Source organism: Pseudomonas sp. Au-Pse12 (genome assembly GCF_021341665.1).
GTDB lineage: Bacteria > Pseudomonadota > Gammaproteobacteria > Pseudomonadales > Pseudomonadaceae > Aquipseudomonas.
Window position 1 is genome coordinate 194,943 of the sequence record NZ_JAJTTH010000001.1, and the last position, 17,917, is coordinate 212,859.

The 17,917-nt window shown below is 67.0% G+C and carries 13 protein-coding genes; 10 read left to right on the forward strand and 3 right to left on the reverse strand.

Annotated elements, in window-relative coordinates; all coding sequences use genetic code 11:
• Positions 1-29 precede the first annotated feature (29 nt).
• The gene (locus tag LXM55_RS00740) at positions 30-989 is read left to right on the forward strand and encodes a GNAT family N-acetyltransferase (protein WP_233317667.1); all 960 of its coding nucleotides are present in this window, start codon (positions 30-32) and stop codon (positions 987-989) included.
• Between the two features lie 118 nt (positions 990-1,107).
• The gene (locus LXM55_RS00745) at positions 1,108-2,115 is read left to right on the forward strand and encodes a zinc-dependent alcohol dehydrogenase family protein (protein ID WP_233317668.1); all 1,008 of its coding nucleotides are present in this window, start codon (positions 1,108-1,110) and stop codon (positions 2,113-2,115) included.
• 82 nt (positions 2,116-2,197) lie between these two features.
• Here LXM55_RS00745 and mhpT read toward each other — a convergent pair whose 3' ends face one another.
• The gene (gene mhpT / locus LXM55_RS00750; protein WP_233317669.1) at positions 2,198-3,409 is read right to left on the reverse strand and encodes a 3-(3-hydroxy-phenyl)propionate transporter MhpT; all 1,212 of its coding nucleotides are present in this window, start codon (positions 3,407-3,409) and stop codon (positions 2,198-2,200) included.
• Between the two features lie 332 nt (positions 3,410-3,741).
• Between mhpT and LXM55_RS00755 the strand changes: the two genes are divergently transcribed.
• The gene (locus LXM55_RS00755) at positions 3,742-5,061 is read left to right on the forward strand and encodes an OprD family porin (protein WP_233317670.1); all 1,320 of its coding nucleotides are present in this window, start codon (positions 3,742-3,744) and stop codon (positions 5,059-5,061) included.
• Positions 5,062-5,115: 54 nt separating this feature from the next.
• Here the strand turns inward: LXM55_RS00755 and LXM55_RS00760 are convergent, their stop codons facing one another.
• Positions 5,116-5,604: a MarR family winged helix-turn-helix transcriptional regulator gene (locus LXM55_RS00760; protein ID WP_015635949.1), complete on the reverse strand. Its 489-nt coding sequence runs from the start codon at positions 5,602-5,604 to the stop codon at positions 5,116-5,118.
• A 207-nt stretch (positions 5,605-5,811) separates the two neighbouring features.
• On the opposite strand from LXM55_RS00760, the gene LXM55_RS00765 reads away from it, so the two are divergent.
• The 6 genes from LXM55_RS00765 to LXM55_RS00790 all read left to right on the forward strand — a co-directional run bounded on the left by LXM55_RS00765 (position 5,812) and on the right by LXM55_RS00790 (position 15,202).
• Positions 5,812-6,642: a p-hydroxycinnamoyl CoA hydratase/lyase gene (locus LXM55_RS00765; RefSeq protein ID WP_010567568.1), complete on the forward strand. Its 831-nt coding sequence runs from the start codon at positions 5,812-5,814 to the stop codon at positions 6,640-6,642.
• 105 nt (positions 6,643-6,747) lie between these two features.
• Positions 6,748-8,196 (forward strand): aldehyde dehydrogenase, encoded by a 1,449-nt coding sequence (locus tag LXM55_RS00770; RefSeq protein ID WP_233317671.1) that lies wholly within the window; start codon positions 6,748-6,750, stop codon positions 8,194-8,196.
• 226 nt (positions 8,197-8,422) lie between these two features.
• The gene (locus LXM55_RS00775; protein WP_233317672.1) at positions 8,423-10,306 is read left to right on the forward strand and encodes a feruloyl-CoA synthase; all 1,884 of its coding nucleotides are present in this window, start codon (positions 8,423-8,425) and stop codon (positions 10,304-10,306) included.
• A complete protein-coding gene (locus tag LXM55_RS00780; protein ID WP_233317673.1) occupies positions 10,303-11,544 on the forward strand; it encodes a thiolase family protein in 1,242 nt (413 codons plus the stop codon). Before LXM55_RS00775 ends, LXM55_RS00780 begins: the two co-directional genes overlap by 4 nt.
• Positions 11,545-11,603: 59 nt before the next feature.
• Positions 11,604-13,358, forward strand: a complete 1,755-nt coding sequence (locus LXM55_RS00785) for an acyl-CoA dehydrogenase (protein ID WP_233317674.1) — start codon at positions 11,604-11,606, stop codon at positions 13,356-13,358.
• 518 nt (positions 13,359-13,876) lie between these two features.
• Positions 13,877-15,202 (forward strand): MFS transporter, encoded by a 1,326-nt coding sequence (locus LXM55_RS00790; RefSeq protein ID WP_233317675.1) that lies wholly within the window; start codon positions 13,877-13,879, stop codon positions 15,200-15,202.
• Between the two features lie 33 nt (positions 15,203-15,235).
• Here LXM55_RS00790 and LXM55_RS00795 read toward each other — a convergent pair whose 3' ends face one another.
• Positions 15,236-16,132, reverse strand: a complete 897-nt coding sequence (locus LXM55_RS00795; protein WP_233317676.1) for a LysR family transcriptional regulator — start codon at positions 16,130-16,132, stop codon at positions 15,236-15,238.
• Positions 16,133-16,248: 116 nt separating this feature from the next.
• On the opposite strand from LXM55_RS00795, the gene mdlC reads away from it, so the two are divergent.
• Positions 16,249-17,835: a benzoylformate decarboxylase gene (mdlC, locus tag LXM55_RS00800; protein WP_233317679.1), complete on the forward strand. Its 1,587-nt coding sequence runs from the start codon at positions 16,249-16,251 to the stop codon at positions 17,833-17,835.
• Positions 17,836-17,917 lie beyond the last annotated feature (82 nt).

Genomic DNA, 17,917 nt, shown 5'->3' on the forward strand with positions numbered 1-17,917 from the left:
CTAAAAAGCCCACGAACGAGGTCACGCACATGTCGAGCCCATCCGCAGGTTTCATCCCTCAATTGCGCCAGGCTTCCCGGCAGATGGTTCGCGAGCTGGGCTTCATGCACAGCACCCTGGCCGCCACCGACTACCCGCCCTCGGCGGTGCACGCGCTGCTGGAAATCGGCCAGGGCAATGCCTTGACCGCCAGTGATCTGGTGACGCTGCTGGGCCTGGAGAAATCCAGCGTCAGCCGTCTGGTGCGCAAGCTGGTGGAGGCGGGCGAGATTGGCGAACAGGCCGATGCGCAGGATGCCCGCTCGAAGCGGCTGCACCTCACCGCCCAGGGACGCCAGACCCTGGACGGCATCGACCGTTTTGCCCAGGCCCAGGTGGCCGCCGCCCTGGCGCACCTGAGCGCGGACCAGCAGCTTTGCGCCTCGACAGGCATCGCCGACTACGCCCGGGCATTGCGTGCGGTGCGCCTGGGCGAGGCGCCCGAGCCGCCCGAGTGCTGGTCCATCGCCCGTGGCTACCGGCCGGGGGTGATTGGCCGCATTGCCGAAATGCATGCCTGCTACTACGCCGCCCGGGCCGGTTTCGGTCAGCCCTTCGAAAGCCTGGTGGCGGCGGACATGGCCGAGCTGATGGGGCGTTTGCACAACCCGCGCAACCAGGTCTGGGTGGCGCTGCGGGGCGAGCGGATCGTCGGGTCCATCGCCATTGATGGGGAAGGCGAGGGCGGCGAGGCGATCCTGCGTTGCTTCATCCTCGACGATGCCGCGCGCGGTCGAGGGCTGGGCCGGCGGCTGCTGGTCGAAGCCCTGGCGTTCTGTGACCAGTGGGGCTTTGCGGCCACCCGTTTGTGGACCTTCAAGGGCCTGGACGCGGCGCGCACGCTGTATGAGCAACACGGCTTCGTACTGACGCAGGAGCAGGTCGGCGAGCAGTGGGGCGCGACGGTGACCGAGCAGTGTTTTGTGCGGGCCGGCGTGGGCGCGCGTTGACCAGGGCGAGCCGCCGTCCCTGGGGGCCGTTCGCAGCCTTCGGCAGCGGCTACAGATCGCCGGTATTGGTGGTAGGGTTAGCCCCCTGGACAATTATCGATCTGTGGAGACCCATCCCATGCAAGCCATCAAGCTCAGCCTGCCGGCATCCCTGGACAACCTGAAAACCGTGGAGCTGGCCGATCCCGGCCAACCCGGCGCCGGGCAGATCCGCGTGCGCCTGCATGCCTGTTCCCTGAATTTCCACGATTACGCCGTGGTCACCGGCGCGCTGCCCACCGCCGATGGGCGGATTCCCATGGCCGACGGCGCCGGGGTGGTGGAAGCGGTGGGCGAGGGCGTCAGCGAGTTCAAGGTCGGCGATGCGGTGGTGTCTTGCTTCTTCCCGCATTGGCACGATGGCGGCCCGGCGATTGCCGATTTCAGCACCACCCCGGGCGATGGCGTCGACGGTTACGCCCGTGAAGTGGTGATCCAGCCCAGCCACTGGTTCACCCACGCGCCCCAAGGCTACAGCCACGCCGAAGCCGCGACCCTGACCACCGCCGGCCTCACCGCCTGGCGCGCGCTGGTGGTCGATGGCGCGCTCAAGACCGGGGAAACCGTGCTGGTGCTGGGCACGGGCGGGGTGTCGATCTTCGCCCTGCAACTGGCCAAGGCCATGGGCGCGACAGTGATTGCCACTTCGTCCTCGGACGCCAAGCTGGCCAGGGTGCGTGAACTGGGAGCCGACCACACCATCAACTACCGCACCCAGCCTGAGTGGGGCAACGAAGTGCTCAAGCTGACCGGCGGGCGCGGCGTCGATCACGTGGTGGAAGTCGGTGGCCCGGGCACCTTGCCGCAGTCCATCACGGCCTGCCGCATTGGCGGGCATATCGCCCTGATCGGCGTGCTCACCGGCTGGGCCGGCCCGGTGCCGACGGCGGCGCTGATGGCCAAGCAACAACGCCTGCAAGGCCTGATCGTCGGCAGTCGCCAACAACAGATCGAGATGGTCCGCGGCCTGGAAGCCACCGGCATCAAGCCGGTGATCGACAGCACCTTCCCCCTGGCAGAGATCGCCAAGGCCTTCGCCCATGAAGCCTCGGGGGCGCACCTGGGGAAAATCTGCCTGACGTTCTGAGGCGCGGATCGCGGCAACGCCCGGGTTGGACCGGAGGTTGCCGCAGCGAAGGTCTGGCGCGAGCCCGCCTTGGCGCCTCGGCTCAATGTGCCGGTTTGAGTTGGGCAGTAGCGTCGGCGCGGGCGATGACGCTGAGGATCGACAGGGCGGCGATGACCAGGCCCGGGGAGGTGGCCAGCAGGACCCCGGCGGTGCCGGCGCCGGCGGCGAGGATCTGCCCGGCGGCCAGGGGCCCGGCCACCGAGCCCAGGCGGCCGATGGCCACGGCAGCGCCCACGCCGGTGGCACGCACCGCGGTCGGGTAGGAGGGCGGTGCCAGCGCGTAGAGCACCAATTGTGCGGCCATCACGAACAGCCCCGCGGCAAACCCGGCCATGGCCATTGGCACAATGCCCACCGACAGCCCGACCCCGGCCAGCGCCGCCAGCAACCCGGCGTACACGAACAGCACCACCCTGAGCCCGTTGCAGCGGTCCAGCAGCAGGCCGCCGAGCAGCGAACCGAGGGCGCCGCCGATGTTGAACAGCATCTGCACCATCCCCGCCTGGGGTTTGCTGAAGCCCTGTTCGAGCAGCAGCGACGGCAGCCAGTTGAGCAGCATGTACATCACGGTCAGGGTGAAGAAGTAGCTGAGCCACAGGGCCAGCGTGGTGCGCGCGCGACCTTCGCCGAACAGCGCCTGGGCGGTCGAGGCACGGCTGCTGCCGGCGCTGGCGGTGTGTTGGCGAAAGGCAGTGGATTCGGGCAGCAACCCGGCCATCAGCGGCACCACCAGCAGCGGCGCCAGGCCACCGATGATGAAGGTGGTCTGCCAATGTTCACTGGAGAACATCGCCACCACCGCCGCCAGCGCGCCGCCCAGGGGCACGCCGCAGTACATGACGCTGATGGCCGTTCCCCGGCGGCGTTCGCTGACCGCTTCGGCGCACAGGGCGATCAGGTTGGGCAGCGCCGCGCCGAGGCCGAGGCCGGTCATGAAGCGCACCAGCAGCAAGCTCGAATAACTCTCGACGTAGGCCGTGCACAGCGAGAACAGGCCGAACAGCAGCACCGCGCCGACCAGGATCTTCTTGCGCCCGATACGGTCGGCGACCCAGCCGCCGAAGAAGGCCCCGGGCAGCAGGCCGATGATTCCGGCGCTGAACACCCAGCCCATCATCTTCGGGTCCAGGCCGAAGCTCTGGCGCAATCCGGCGGCGGCGGTGCCGGCCGCCTGCAGATCGAACCCCTCGATCAGCGCAACGATAAAGCACAAAGCGATGGTCAGCGTCGAACGACGCGATGGACTGTCCATGGGCAAACCTCATTGTTGTTTTTGTTGTGGTGGCCAGCCGGACGCCGGGCCTGAATGCGCCGGCGTTGGTGGCTGGCGATTAAGATAACAAAGATAACTAAAAAATGAACAGTGCCTTAATTTCGCCCTATAAAATCTAATAAATACATATAAATCAGTAAGTTAATCTATAGATCAAGATTCAACTAAAAAATAGATAACATTATTAATGTTCGATTATCGGTCATTTACAGTTGACGTAAGGCTTTGGCTGTTTCCATTCTCTGTCCGCGACGTCGGCTGCCAGGCCCTCGCTCGCCCCCTAAAACAACAACAAAAAATGGACATCGGACATGCCAAATCTCCCCACCAACGCCGTTGCTGCGTCAGCTTCCTGTGTGCCCAGTCTCCCCGCGCAGCTGGCTCTGGCCTTGCTGGGCTTGAGCCTGTTGCCCGGCCCAGTCTGGGCGGCGGGTTTTATCGACGACAGCCACGGCACCCTGACCCTGCGCAATTACTACCTGGATCGCGACTACAAGGACGATGGGGCGAAGACCGCCGCGCGGGAATGGGCGCAGGGTTTCATCATGAACATGGAGTCGGGGTTCACCGAGGGCAGCGTCGGCTTCGGCCTGGATGTGCGCGGGCTGCTGGGGGTCAAGCTCGATTCATCGCCGGACCGCAGCGGCACCGAACTGCTGCCGGTGTCGGCCAACGACAAGCGCGCCGCCGATGAATACTCGCGGCTGGCGCCCACCGCCAAACTGCGCTTTGCCCAGACCACGGTGAAGACCGGCGATGTCTCGATCTTCCTGCCGTTCGCCTTTGCCAGCCCATCGCGCCTACTGCCGCAGACCTTTCGCGGCACCACCCTGAGCTCCAGGGACATCGACGGCCTGACCCTCAACACCGGCTACATCGACCGCATCAACAAGCGCGACTCCACCGACTACCAGGCCATGACCATTGCCTCGCCCAACCGGCGTTTCAATGCCACGGCCAGTACCTCGCACCTGGCGTACCTGGGGGGCGACTACCAGGTCAACAAGGACCTCAGCCTGCGCGCCTATCACGCGCAGGTGGCCGACCTCTACCAGCAGGACACCCTGGCCCTGCTGCACAACCTATCCCTGGGCGATGGCGTGCTGAGCAGCGACCTGCGCAGTTTTTTCAGCCGGGAAGACGGCAGCGCCAAGGCCGGCCGGGTCGACAACCGCAACCTCTCGGCGCTGTTTGGCTACAAGTTCGGTGGGCACCGGGTGAGCCTGGGCTACATGCATTCCAGCGGCGCCACGGCCACGCCCTACATCTCCGGCACCGAGTTGATGGGCATGAGCGAGCTGACCATGAGTTCGGACTTTCTCAACGCCAAGGAGCGCACCTGGCAAGCCATCTACGACTATGACTTTGCCGCCTCCGGCCTGCCCGGGCTCAAGAGTCGGCTGCGTTACGTGCGCGGCGACCATATCGAGCTGGCGGCCTTCAATGCCAGCGACCGCAAGGAGCGCGAGTTCCAGATGGAGTTGGGGTACGTGCTGCAGAGCGGCCCGTTGAAGAACCTCGGGCTGGTGGCGCGCAAGTCGATCTATCGCAATGATTTCCCGGCGGGCGCGGCGTTCCGCGATGAAAACCAGACCCGCTTCCTGGTGCTCTACACCTTGCCGATCTGGTAAGCCCGCAAGCACCTTGCTGCCTCAGCGTGCCGGCCCTGCGCCGGCACCTTGGCTTCAGTCCTGGTAAACCTTTTTCAGCAGGCGCAGCAGCTCTTCGCGCTCCCCGGCGCTCAAGGCCGAGGTGGCGTCGACGTCGCTTTGCGCGGCGATCTGCTTGAGCTCCTTGAGCAGGGTTTCGCCGGTCTTGCTGAGGAAGATCCCGTAGGAGCGCTTGTCCGGCTTGCAGCGCACCCGCACCGCCAGCGCGCGGCTTTCCAGTTTGTTGAGCAGGGGCACCACTTGCGGCGGCTCGATGGCCAGGGCGCGGGCCAGGTCGGCCTGCATCAGCCCCGGGTTGCTGTCGATGATCGCCAGGGCCGAGAACTGCGCGGGCCGCAGGTCGTGGGCCGAGAGCCGGCCGATCAGGTTCTGGAACAGCTTGAGCTGGGCGCGACGCATGGCGTAGCCAATCAGTTCGTCCAGTGCCGAATCCAGCGGCGCCTGTACCTCGGCGTTGGCGGGTGGGGCCTCGCGCGGGTCGGCGAGGGGAGCGGGCTTGGCCATGACAAAAACATCCTGGGTCGGTTAACAAGGCTATCCAGTTTGCCGGGGTCGGCTGCTGATAGCTACGTTTGCCTGTGTTGGCAGGCATTGCAGGCGGATTTTATCCAGGGCAGGAAAAATGGTTAATCACATTAATAGTTAATTGACATAACTAATTTGGAGGTTTAATTTCGACCCATCTTCAAGCCAGAACAAGAGAGCATCGCCATGAGCAACTACGAAGGTCGCTGGACAACGGTCAAGGTCGAAATCGAGGAGGGCATTGCCTGGGTCATCCTCAACCGCCCGGAAAAGCGCAACGCCATGAGCCCGACCCTGAACCGGGAAATGATCGATGTGCTGGAAACCCTGGAGCAGGACCCGGCCGCCGGCGTTTTGGTGCTGACTGGCGCCGGTGAAGCCTGGACCGCCGGCATGGACCTCAAGGAGTACTTTCGCGAGGTGGATGCCGGCCCGGAAATCCTCCAGGAAAAAATCCGCCGCGAAGCCTCCCAGTGGCAGTGGAAACTGTTGCGCATGTACGCCAAGCCGACCATCGCCATGGTCAACGGCTGGTGCTTCGGTGGCGGCTTCAGCCCGCTGGTGGCCTGCGACCTGGCGATCTGCGCCGACGAAGCGACCTTCGGCCTCTCGGAAATCAACTGGGGCATCCCGCCGGGCAACCTGGTGAGCAAGGCCATGGCCGACACCGTCGGTCACCGCCAGTCGCTGTACTACATCATGACCGGCAAGACCTTTGGCGGGCAGAAAGCCGCCGAGATGGGCCTGGTCAATGAAAGCGTGCCCCTGGCGCAACTGCGTGAAGTCACCATCGAGCTGGCGCGCAATCTGCTGGAGAAGAACCCGGTGGTGCTGCGTGCCGCCAAGCATGGCTTCAAGCGTTGCCGCGAGCTGACCTGGGAGCAGAACGAAGACTACCTGTACGCCAAGCTCGATCAGTCGCGCCTGCTGGACACCGAAGGCGGTCGTGAGCAGGGCATGAAGCAGTTTCTTGACGACAAGAGCATCAAGCCCGGCCTGCAGGCGTATAAACGCTGAGCCCGGCCGGCGAACGGCGGGCGCATCCCGCTGTTCGCCATGCCCCTGACGTTACCGTTACACCGCTGCGCTGCATTCCCGACAAAGACAACAAGAGGAATCACCATGCTGGACGTGCCCCTGCTGATCGGTGGCCAGTCGCGCCCCGCCGGCGACGGTCGAACCTTCGAACGCCGCAACCCGGTGACCGGCGCTGTGGTATCGCGCGTGGCCGCCGCGACCCTGGAAGATGCCGACGCCGCCGTGGCCGCGGCCCAGGCCGCATTCCCCGCCTGGGCGGCCCTGGCCCCCAACGAACGCCGCAGCCGCCTGCTCAGGGCCGCTGAGCAATTGCAGGCCCGCAGCGACGAATTCATTGCCGCCGCCGGCGAGACCGGGGCCATGGCCAACTGGTACGCCTTCAACGTGCGCCTGGCGGCCAACATGCTGCGTGAAGCGGCATCGATGACCACCCAGATCAACGGCGAAGTCATTCCCTCGGATGTTCCCGGCAGTTTCGCCATGGCCCTGCGCCAACCCTGTGGCGTGGTGCTGGGCGTCGCCCCGTGGAACGCCCCGGTGATTCTCGCCACCCGGGCCATCGCCATGCCCCTGGCCTGTGGCAACAGTGTGGTGCTCAAGGCTTCAGAGCTGAGCCCGGCGGTGCATCGCCTGATCGGCCAGGTGCTGCAGGACGCCGGCCTGGGCGATGGCGTGGTCAACGTCATCAGCAATGCCCCGGCCGATGCCGCGGCGATTGTCGAGCGGCTGATCGCCAACCCGGCGGTGCGTCGGGTCAACTTCACCGGTTCGACCCATGTCGGGCGGATTGTCGGCGAGCTTGCGGCGCGTCACCTCAAGCCGGCCCTGCTGGAGCTGGGCGGCAAGGCGCCGTTGCTGGTGCTGGACGACGCCGACCTGGACGCGGCCGTCGCGGCCGCAGCGTTTGGCGCCTACTTCAACCAGGGGCAGATCTGCATGTCCACCGAGCGCCTGATCGTCGATGCCAAGGTGGCCGATGCCTTCGTCGCCAAGCTGGCGGCCAAGGTCGAGAGCCTGCGCGCCGGCGACCCGGCGGCCACGGATTCGGTGCTCGGCTCGCTGGTGGATGCCAGCGCTGGCACGCGCATCCGGGCGCTGATCGACGATGCCCTGGAGCAGGGCGCGCGGCTGGTGGTCGGCGGGCAACTGGACGGCAGCATTCTGCAGCCGACCCTGCTCGACGGCGTCACCGCATCGATGCGCCTGTACCGCGAGGAGTCCTTCGGACCGGTGGCGGTGCTGCTGCGCGGCAGCGGCGATGAAGAGTTGCTGCGCCTGGCCAACGATTCCGAGTTCGGCCTGTCGGCGGCGATTTTCAGCCGCGACACCAGGCGGGCCCTGGCCCTGGCGCAACGGGTCGAGTCGGGTATCTGCCACATCAACGGGCCCACCGTGCACGACGAGGCGCAGATGCCGTTTGGCGGCGTCAAGTCCAGCGGCTACGGCAGTTTTGGCGGCAAGGCCTCGATCGAACACTTCACCCAATTGCGCTGGGTCACCTTGCAGAACGGCCCGCGGCACTACCCGATCTGATCCGTCGCCACGGGCGCGGTGCCCTCAGAACCTGTTTACGTTCTAGCGAGCAACGCTTTTTAACGCCGCATGAGCCAAGCGCAGCAGATCGCAAGCAGGTTCTTGAGCACGCGGCCCGTGTGCAGGCAGGGCATAACAATTACAAGGCCGCAGCCACCGGCTGCCACGCTTGCCAGCTGTCGCCCTGCGTGCGCGGCGCAGGCGTGCCTTGATGGAGGACATGTACGTGAGTTGCCAATTCAAAGCGCCATCCCCACCCGTGGCCGAGCCGCCGCGTTACCGCCAGGTGTCCATCGGCCGGCCGGCGGTTGCCGTCAGTGAAGAGCAGGGCGTGTTGCACATGCGCTCCCTGGAACCCCTGGCTCCCTTGCCGCAGCGCTTGCTCGATCGCCTGTTGCACTGGGCCCGGGTGCGTCCCGAGCAGACCTTCATTGCTGCCCGCGAGGCCGGCGGCGATTGGCGCCGGGTCAGCTATGGGCAGATGCTCGACAGCGTGCGCGCCATCGCCCAGGGCCTGCTTCATTACGGCCTGTCGGCCGACAAGCCGCTGGCGCTGCTCTCGGGCAATGACATCGAACACCTGCAACTGGCCCTGGGCGCGATGTACGCCGGGATTCCCTATTGCCCGGTGTCGCCGGCCTATTCGCTGCTGTCCCAGGACTTTGCCAAGCTGCGCCACGTCTGTGACCTGTTGCAGCCGGGGCTGGTGTTTGTCAGCGATGCCGCCGCCTACCAACGGGCCATCGACGCGGTGCTGCCGCCCGAGACGCCGCTGATCTGCGTGCGTGGCCAGGTACCGGGGCGGCGCCAGGCGAGCTTCGCCAGCCTGCTGGCCGAGCCCGGTGGGGCCGAGGCCGATGCGGCCTTTGCCGCCACCGGCCCGGACAGCATCGCCAAGTTTCTCTTCACCTCGGGCTCGACCAAGCTGCCCAAGGCGGTGATCACCACCCAGCGCATGCTCTGCGCCAACCAGCAGATGCTGTTGCAGACCTTCCCGGTGTTCGGCGAAGAGCCGCCGGTGCTGGTGGACTGGCTGCCCTGGAACCACACCTTCGGTGGCAGCCATAACGTCGGCATCGTGCTCTACAACGGCGGCAGTTTTTATTTGGACGATGGCAAGCCCACGGCCCAGGGTTTCGCCGAAACCTTGCGCAACCTCAAGGACGTTTCCCCCACCGCCTACCTGACCGTGCCCAAGGGCTGGGAGGAACTGGTCAACGCCCTGGAGCAGGACGCCGAACTGCGCGAGTGTTTTTTCAAGCGCATGAGCCTGTTCTTCTTCGCCGCCGCCGGGCTTTCGCAAAGTGTCTGGGACCGACTCGACCGGGTCGCCGAGCAGCATTGCGGCGAACGCATCAGCATGATGGCCGGGCTCGGCATGACCGAGGCCGCGCCGTCTTGCACCTTCACCACCGGGCCGCTGTCGATGGCCGGTTACATCGGCCTGCCGGCGCCGGGTTGCGAAGTGCGCCTGGTGCCGGTGGACGGCAAGCTCGAAGGGCGTTTTCGCGGGCCGCACATCATGCCCGGCTACTGGCGCGCGGCGCAGCAGACTGCCGAGGTGTTCGACGCCCAGGGCTTCTACTGCTCGGGGGATGCGCTCAAGCTCGCCGACCCCCAGGACCCGCAACTGGGGCTGATGTTCGACGGGCGCATTGCCGAGGATTTCAAGTTGTCGTCCGGGGTCTTTGTCAGCGTCGGCCCGCTGCGCAATCGCGCGGTACTGGAAGGCTCGCCCTATGTCCAGGACCTGGTGGTGGCCGCCCCCGACCGCGAGTGCCTGGGGGCCCTGGTGTTCCCGCGCCTGTATGAATGCCGGCGGCTGGCGGCGCTGGGCGCCGAGGCCAGCGATGCCCAGGTGCTGGCCAGCGCGCCGGTGCGCCAGTGGTTCGGCGACTGGTTGCAGCGCCTGAACCGCGAGGCCAGCGGCAACGCCAGCCGCCTGGAGTGGATTGCCCTGCAGGTGGAGCCGGCGTCCATCGACCGCGGGGAAATCACCGACAAGGGCTCGATCAACCAGCGCGCGGTGTTGCAGTGGCGCGCCGAGCAGGTCGAGGACCTGTATCGCGGCCGCGAGCCGTCGATCCTGCGCGCCGAGCCCAAGCCATGAACGGCGCCGGGCAGTACAGCGAGTTTGCCGATGTGGCGATCCTTGAGGCGCTGCGCACGCCCTGGGTCGACCTTGGCGGGCACCTGGCCGAGATCTCGCCGATCGATCTGGGGATCAAGGTCGGCCGCGAGGTACTGCTGCGCGCCGGCATCGATGCCCGGGCGGTGGACAGCGTGCTGGCCGGCTCCATGGCCCAGGCCAGTTTCGACGCCTACCTGCTGCCCCGGCACATCGGCCTGTACAGCGGCGTCGGGCAAGCGGTGCCGGCGCTGGGGGTGCAGCGCATCTGCGCCACCGGTTTCGAGCTGCTGCGCCAGGCGGCTGAGCAGCTGCGGGGCGAGGTGCAACTGGCGTTGTGCGTGGCCAGTGAGTCGATGTCGCGCAACCCGATTGCCGCCTACACCCATCGCGGCGGCTTCCGCCTGGGGGCGGCGGTGCAGTTCAAGGACTTTTTATGGGAGGCGCTGTACGACCCGGCGCCGGGGCTGGACATGATCGACACCGCCGACAACCTGGCGCGGCGTTATGGCCTGACCCGCGAAGCCGTGGACGGCTACGCCTGCGCCAGCCATCAGCGGGCCCTGGCGGCGCAGCAGGCGGGCTGGTTCGCGCCGGAAATCGTCGCCGTGAGCCACCAGACCTTCGAACTCGACGGCTATCAAGCGCGCGGCATTCGCCTGCCACGGGGTGTCGAGACGGTCAGCCAGGACAGCCATCCGCGCCCCAGTGAGCTTTCTGCCCTGGCGCGGTTGCGGACGATCCACGAGGGTGGGGTGCAGACCGCCGGCAACAGTTGCGCGGTGGTCGATGGCGCGGCGGCGGCCCTGGTCGGGCGGGCATCGGCCTGCACTGCTGCGCCCCTGGCGCTGTTGCGGGCCAGCGCGGTGGTTGGGGTGGCGCCGGAGTGCATGGGCATCGGCCCGGCTCCGGCAATCCGCATGCTCTTGCAACGCAGCGGCCTGAGCCTGGAACAGGTGGGCCGCATTGAAATCAACGAGGCTCAGGCAGCCCAGGTGCTGGCCGTGGCCCGGGAGCTGGAGCTGGACAGTGACCGCCTGAATGCCCGGGGCGGCTCCCTGGCCCTGGGGCACCCCCTGGCCGCCAGCGGCCTGCGCCTGGTGCTGACCCTGGCCCGGCAACTGCGCGAGCACAACCTGCGCTACGGAATCGCCGCCGCCTGCGTGGGAGGCGGCCAGGGCATGGCGCTGCTGATCGAAAACCCGGCCTGGCGCGGCTGAGCCCGACCGGCCCGCCGCCCCTGGCGGGTCATTCTATTTCTACTCGATGAGGTGTCCCCATGTGGAGCTACCAGGCGCCGCTGCGCGATATGCAATTTGTCCTTGAGCACTGGCTGGAGGCCCCCGAGGCGTGGCGTCGGAGCGCGGCGTTCGACGCGCTGGACCTGCCCCTGGCGCTGCAGGTGCTGGAGCAGGCCGGGCGTTTCAGCCAGGAGGTGCTGGCGCCGCTGAACGCCAGCGGCGATCGCCAGGGCTGCCGGTGGGCGGACGGGCAGGTCAGCACCCCGCAGGGGTTTGCCGAGGCCTACCGGGCCTATGTCGAGGGCGGCTGGCCGGCCCTGGCTTGCGCCGAAGCCCTGGGTGGCCAGGGCCTGCCGCAACTGCTGGACGCGGCGCTGCAAGAGATGCTCTACGCCAGCAACCACGCCTGGGCCATGTACACCGGCATCGCCCACGGCGCCTACCTGTGCCTCAAGACCCACGGCGCGCCCTGGCTCCAGGAGCGTTACCTGCCCGCGATCATCAGTGGCGAGAGCCTGCCCACCATGTGCCTGACCGAGCCCCAGGCCGGCAGTGACGTCGGCCTGCTGCGCTGTCGCGCCGAGCCCCAGGCCGACGGCAGCTATCGCCTCAGCGGCAGCAAGCTGTTCATTTCCGGCGGCGAGCATGACCTCACCGACAACATCCTGCACCTGGTGCTGGCCCGGCTGCCGGGCGCGCCCGAGGGCAGCCGCGGGATCTCGCTGTTCCTGGTGCCCAAGCGTCTGGAACAGGGCCAGGGTAACGGCGTGCGCTGCGACGGCATCGAACACAAGATGGGGATCAAGGGCAGCGCCACCTGTTCCCTGGTGTTCGAGGCGGCCCAGGGCTGGTTGGTGGGCGAGGCCCATCGCGGCCTGGCGGCGATGTTCGTGATGATGAATTCGGCGCGCCTGCACGTGGGCCTGCAAGGCCTGGGGCATGTCGAAGCGGCGTGGCAGAACGCCCGTGACTACGCCAGCGAACGCCAGCAGATGCGTGCGCCATTGCGCCCCGCCGGGGTCGCTGCCCAGGCCGCCGACCCGATTCGCTACCACCCGGCCATGCGCCGCGTGCTGCTGGAATTACGCGCCACCAGCGAAGGCCTGCGCGCCATCGGTTACTGGGCCGCGCACCTGCTGGATCAGGCCGAGCATCACCCTGAGCCCGAGGTCCGGCGCCAGGCCGATCAGTTGGCGCAGCTGCTGACGCCGATCATCAAGGCCTTCTTTACCGAGCAGGGCTTTCGTCAGGCCAGTAACGCCTTGCAGGTCTTCGGCGGCTACGGCTACGTCGCCGAGTTCGCCATCGAGCAGACCCTGCGCGACAGCCGCATCGCCATGATCTACGAAGGCAGCAACGAGATTCAGGCCAACGACCTGCTGTTGCGCAAGGTGCTGGGGGATGGCGGGCAGGGCTTCGCGCTGTTGCTTGAGCAATTGCGCGATGAGGCCGGGCACAGCGCCCAGGCGCCCGAGTGCGCGGGGTTCGCCCGGTCGTTGGCGGATCTGGCCGAGGCGTTGCAGGCACTGGTGGCCGAGGTGCAGCAGTGCGCGCTGGAGGATGCCGAGTACCCGTATCGCGCGGCCGGGGATTTTCTGGCGTTGTGTGGCCTGAGCCTGCTGGCACTGGCCTGGGCCCGAGCGGCACGGGTGTCGCGCAGGCTGCCCGAGGGCGATCCGCTGCGTGGGGCCAAGCTTGAGACGGCGGGGTTCTTTTTCAGCTACCTGTTGCCCCAGGTCGAACAGCGGATGACGGCGGTGCGCAACGCCAGGGCAGCGTTAGCCTTTATCTGAGGTGAAGCAGGCTATTGGATCCAATTAAGAGGGGCCAAGCCTTGTGGCGAGGGAGCTTGCTCCCGCTGGGGTGCGCAGCGCCCCCATCGCCTGGACTCCGAGCGTTTCCAGGCCTCCCGCACCCGCAGGCTTTGCGATGGCTGCGCCATCGAACGGGAGCAAGCTCCCTCGCCACATGCTTGGTTGACCGATAATCGCCCGCTAATCCCGGCGCTTTGTCGGGCACCTAAGCGTTTGATCCTTATGGAAATTGACCCTGTCCATGGCTGGCCAAGGCGTTTTTGAGCAGCCTTTTCAGCTCGGTTTTCTCTTGTCAATGGATCCATTAAGCGCTTTATTGGCGGCCTGGCGATGGCAGGAGCCCTCCTGACCGTCCGCAATAAAAACAACAAAAAGGGTTTCGTCATGAATGTCTTATCGACGGCGTGCGGCCGCCTGGCTGGCGCGCGCTGGCTGTCTGTGTGCACAGGTTCACTGGGTGTTGCGCTTCGGCTCGTGGCCGAACGGCAGGTGCGCCCATGAACCGCGATCTCAAGCAACGGCTCGATCAGGGCCCGATGGGCTCGTTCCAGTGCCTGGCGATCGGCATCTGCATTGTCCTCAACATGATCGACGGCTTCGATGTGCTGGTGATGGCCTTCACCGCCGCTTCGGTGTCCGCCGAGTGGCAACTCAATGGCGCGCAGATCGGCCTGCTGCTCAGTGCCGGGTTGTTCGGCATGGCCGCCGGTTCGCTGTTTATCGCACCCTGGGCCGACCGCTTCGGGCGCCGGCCGCTGATTCTGGGGTGCCTGTTGCTGTCCGGTGTCGGCATGCTGCTTTCGGCCACCAGCCAGAGCCCGTTGCAGCTGGCGCTGTTGCGCGGCCTGACCGGGCTGGGCATCGGCGGCATCCTGGCCAGCAGCAATGTGATCGCCGCCGAATACGCCAGCCGCCGCTGGCGGGGTCTGGCGGTGAGCCTGCAATCCACCGGCTATGCCCTGGGGGCGACCCTGGGCGGCTTGCTGGCGGTGTGGCTGCTGAGCCATTGGGGCTGGCGCTCGGTGTTTGTGTTTGGCGGCATCGTCACTTTGCTGGTGATCCCCCTGGTGCTGCTCTGGCTCCCCGAATCCCTGGACTTTCTCCTGGCCCGGCGCCCGGCCGACGGCCTGGCGCGAATCAATCGTCTGGCGCGGCGCCTGGGGTACCCGGAACTGGCGCGAATGCCGGCTGCGATGGTGCGCGAGGAGGGCGCTGCCACGGGGTTTGGCCAGCTGTTCGCCGGGCCGATGCGGCGCACCACGCTGCTGATCTGGCTGCTGTTTTTCCTGGTGATGTTCGGTTTCTACTTCGTCATGAGCTGGACCCCGAAACTGCTGGTGGCCGCCGGGCTCTCGGCGCAGCAGGGGATTACCGGTGGGGTGTTGCTGAGTGTCGGCGGGATCTTCGGTGCGGCGCTGATCGGCGGCCTGTCCTCGCGCTGGCCGCTGACCCGGGTGCTGTCGCTGTTCATGCTGGTCACCGCCGGGCTCTTGGTGCTGTTTGTCGGCAGTGCCTCGTCGATTGCCGCGGCCCTGGGCCTGGGGCTGCTGATCGGGCTGTTCGCCAACGGCTGCGTGGCCGGGCTGTATGCCTTGTCGCCGGTGGTCTACGACGCTTCGGTGCGGGCTACCGGGGTGGGCTGGGGGATTGGCATCGGTCGCATCGGCGCGATTGTCTCGCCGACGGTGGCCGGGGTGCTGCTGGATGCCGGCTGGCAGCCGCTGCACCTGTACGGGGTGTTTGCCGTGGTCTTCGTGCTGGCGGCGGGTTGCCTGTTGCTGCTGCGCCCGGCGCCGCCGCAAGCGCAAGCGGCCCTGGCCTAGCACGCGGAACCGGATGCGGCGGCAGGCGACGGTTCAGGACTGGCCGTCGATGATCGCCGCGGCCACGGTCTGGCGGAACCAGCTCAGGGCGGCGGAGCTGTCGCTGTTGGGGTGCCAGTGCAGGGACACGTCGAACTCCCCCACCGGGAACGGCAGTTCCAGTTGCCGCAGGCCGCCCTCAAGGGTGAACAGGCGGGCGATCTGCGCCGGCAGCACGGCCAGCAGATCGGTGCCGGGCAGGACCTTGGGCAGGACCGAAAAGTGCGGCACGTGCAGGCTGATACGGCGCTTGGCGTCCATCTGCTTGAGCACGTCCTCGACGCTGCCGTGGCCGGTGGTGCGGGTCACGGCAATGTGCCGCTCGGCGAGGAACTGCTCCAGGCTGAGCTGGGTGCCGATGCGCGGGTGGCGGTCGCTGAGCAGGCACACGTAGCGCTCGCGGATCAGCACCTGGCTGCGGGTGCCGGTCAGGGGCTTGCGGCAGATCAGCGCGTCGACCTTGGCGCTGCCGAGCCATTCGCCGGCCTGGTCCACTTGCAACGGCAGGACCTCGACTTCGGCCTCCGGCGCTTGCTGGTTCAGGCGCGCCAGGATCAGCGGCAGGAAGCCCATTTCACCGAGGTCGGAGAGGGCGATGCGAAAGCGGCGCTCGGTGGTCGCCGGGTCGAAGCGCCGGGTGCTGTGCACGGTGTTCTCGATCTGCGTCAGGGATTGGCGAAGGGTCGGGTACAGCTCATCGGCCAGTTGGCTGGGCTGGATGCCGTCGCGGGTGCGGCTGAACAGGCCGTCGTCGAACAGCTCGCGCAGCCGTGCCAGGCCGTAGCTGACCGAGGGCTGGGTGACGAATAGGCGCTCGGCGGCCAGGGTCACGCTGCGGGCTTCATAGAGGGTGACGAAGGTGCGGATCAGGTTCAGATCGATGTGGCTCATGCTGCCTCATGGATATAGATGGGTCTTATTTTTAATAGAAATAGTATCGATTTGATCAATTTCATGGCGGCTGCAAGAGTAACTCAAATTCTAAAAAAGCTGCGGCAAAGGACCTTATGAAAACCGTTCACAGCGCTTCCTACGACATCCTTCGGCAACAAGGCCTGACCACCGTGTTCGGCAACCCGGGTTCCAACGAGCTGCCCTTTCTCAAGGGCTTTCCCGAAGACTTCCGCTACATCCTCGGCCTGCATGAGGGCGCGGTGGTCGGCATGGCCGACGGCTTCGCCCTGGCCAGCGGCCAGCCGGCGTTCGTCAACCTGCACGCGGCGGCCGGCACCGGCAATGGCATGGGCGCGCTGACCAATGCCTGGTACTCCCACAGCCCGCTGGTGATCACCGCCGGCCAGCAGGTGCGTTCGATGATCGGCGTCGAAGCCATGCTGGCCAATGTCGATGCCGCGCAGTTGCCCAAGCCGCTGGTCAAGTGGAGCCATGAGCCGGCCTGCGCCGAGGATGTGCCCCGGGCGCTGAGCCAGGCCATCCACATGGCCAACCAGGCGCCCAAGGGCCCGGTGTACCTGTCGATTCCCTACGACGACTGGGCCCGTCCCGCCCCGGCCGGGGTCGAGCACCTGGCGCGGCGCCAGGTGGCCACTGCCGGGCTGCCCGCGGCGGCGCAGTTGCGCCATCTGGTGCAGCGCCTGGCGGCGGCGCGCAACCCGGTGCTGGTGCTGGGGCCGGATGTCGACGGCAGCCAGAGCAACCACCTGGCGGTGCAACTGGCGGAAAGGCTCGGCATGCCGGCCTGGGTCGCGCCGTCTGCATCCCGCTGCCCGTTTCCCACCCGTCACCCGAGCTTTCGCGGGGTGCTGCCGGCGGCCATCGCCGGCATCAGCCGCTGCCTGGCGGAGCATGACCTGATCCTGGTGGTGGGCGCCCCGGTGTTCCGCTATCACCAGTTCGCCCCGGGGGACTACCTGCCCGAGGGTTGCGAGCTGCTGCACATCACTTGCGACCCCGGCGAAGCGGCACGCTCGCCCATGGGCGATGCGCTGGTGGGGGACATTGCCGAGACTTTGCAGGCCCTGGTCTGGGCGCTGCCGGAGTGCGACCGGCCGCAGCCGCCAGCCTTGCCGGCACCGGCGCCGGTCGAGGAAACCGGCGGTCTGCTGCGCCCGGAAACCGTGTTCGACGTGATCAACGAGCTGGCGCCCAAGGATGCGATCTACGTCAAGGAATCCACCTCCACCGTCGGTGCCTTCTGGCAGCGGGTGGAAATGCGCGAACCCGGCAGTTACTACTTCCCGGCGGCTGGCGGCCTGGGCTTCGGCTTGCCGGCAGCGGTGGGGGTGCAACTGGCCCGGCCCGAGCGGCGGGTGATCGGGATTATCGGCGACGGTTCGGCCAATTACGGCATCACTGCGCTGTGGACCGCCGCCCAGTACCAGATCCCGGTGGTGTTCATCATTCTCAAGAACGGCACCTACGGCGCCCTGCGCTGGTTCGCCGACGTGCTGCAGGTCAGCGACGCGCCGGGGCTGGACGTGCCCGGTCTGGACTTCTGCGCCATCGGCCGCGGCTATGGCGTGCACGCGGTGCAGGCCAACACCCGCGAGGCGTTTGCCGAGGCCCTGAGCGCGGCCCTGGCGGGCCAGCGCCCGGTGCTGATCGAGGTGCCGACCCTGACCATCGAACCCTGAGGACTGTCTTGTCGCCGGGCCAACGGCCCGGCCGTGCCAGCCGCAGCTTGCGGACTCACCAGAAGAATAAAAAGAGGTGGTT

Coding starts and splice junctions, on each gene's coding strand:
- LXM55_RS00785 (WP_233317674.1), top strand. CDS start 11,604: ATGTGGAGCTACCAGGCGCCGCTGCGCGATATGCAATTTGTCCTTGAG.
- LXM55_RS00755 (WP_233317670.1), top strand. CDS start 3,742: ATGCCAAATCTCCCCACCAACGCCGTTGCTGCGTCAGCTTCCTGTGTG.
- LXM55_RS00780 (WP_233317673.1), top strand. CDS start 10,303: ATGAACGGCGCCGGGCAGTACAGCGAGTTTGCCGATGTGGCGATCCTT.
- LXM55_RS00790 (WP_233317675.1), top strand. CDS start 13,877: ATGAACCGCGATCTCAAGCAACGGCTCGATCAGGGCCCGATGGGCTCG.
- LXM55_RS00795 (WP_233317676.1), bottom strand. CDS start 16,132: ATGAGCCACATCGATCTGAACCTGATCCGCACCTTCGTCACCCTCTAT.
- LXM55_RS00760 (WP_015635949.1), bottom strand. CDS start 5,604: ATGGCCAAGCCCGCTCCCCTCGCCGACCCGCGCGAGGCCCCACCCGCC.
- LXM55_RS00770 (WP_233317671.1), top strand. CDS start 6,748: ATGCTGGACGTGCCCCTGCTGATCGGTGGCCAGTCGCGCCCCGCCGGC.
- LXM55_RS00740 (WP_233317667.1), top strand. CDS start 30: ATGTCGAGCCCATCCGCAGGTTTCATCCCTCAATTGCGCCAGGCTTCC.
- mhpT (WP_233317669.1), bottom strand. CDS start 3,409: ATGGACAGTCCATCGCGTCGTTCGACGCTGACCATCGCTTTGTGCTTT.
- mdlC (WP_233317679.1), top strand. CDS start 16,249: ATGAAAACCGTTCACAGCGCTTCCTACGACATCCTTCGGCAACAAGGC.
- LXM55_RS00745 (WP_233317668.1), top strand. CDS start 1,108: ATGCAAGCCATCAAGCTCAGCCTGCCGGCATCCCTGGACAACCTGAAA.
- LXM55_RS00765 (WP_010567568.1), top strand. CDS start 5,812: ATGAGCAACTACGAAGGTCGCTGGACAACGGTCAAGGTCGAAATCGAG.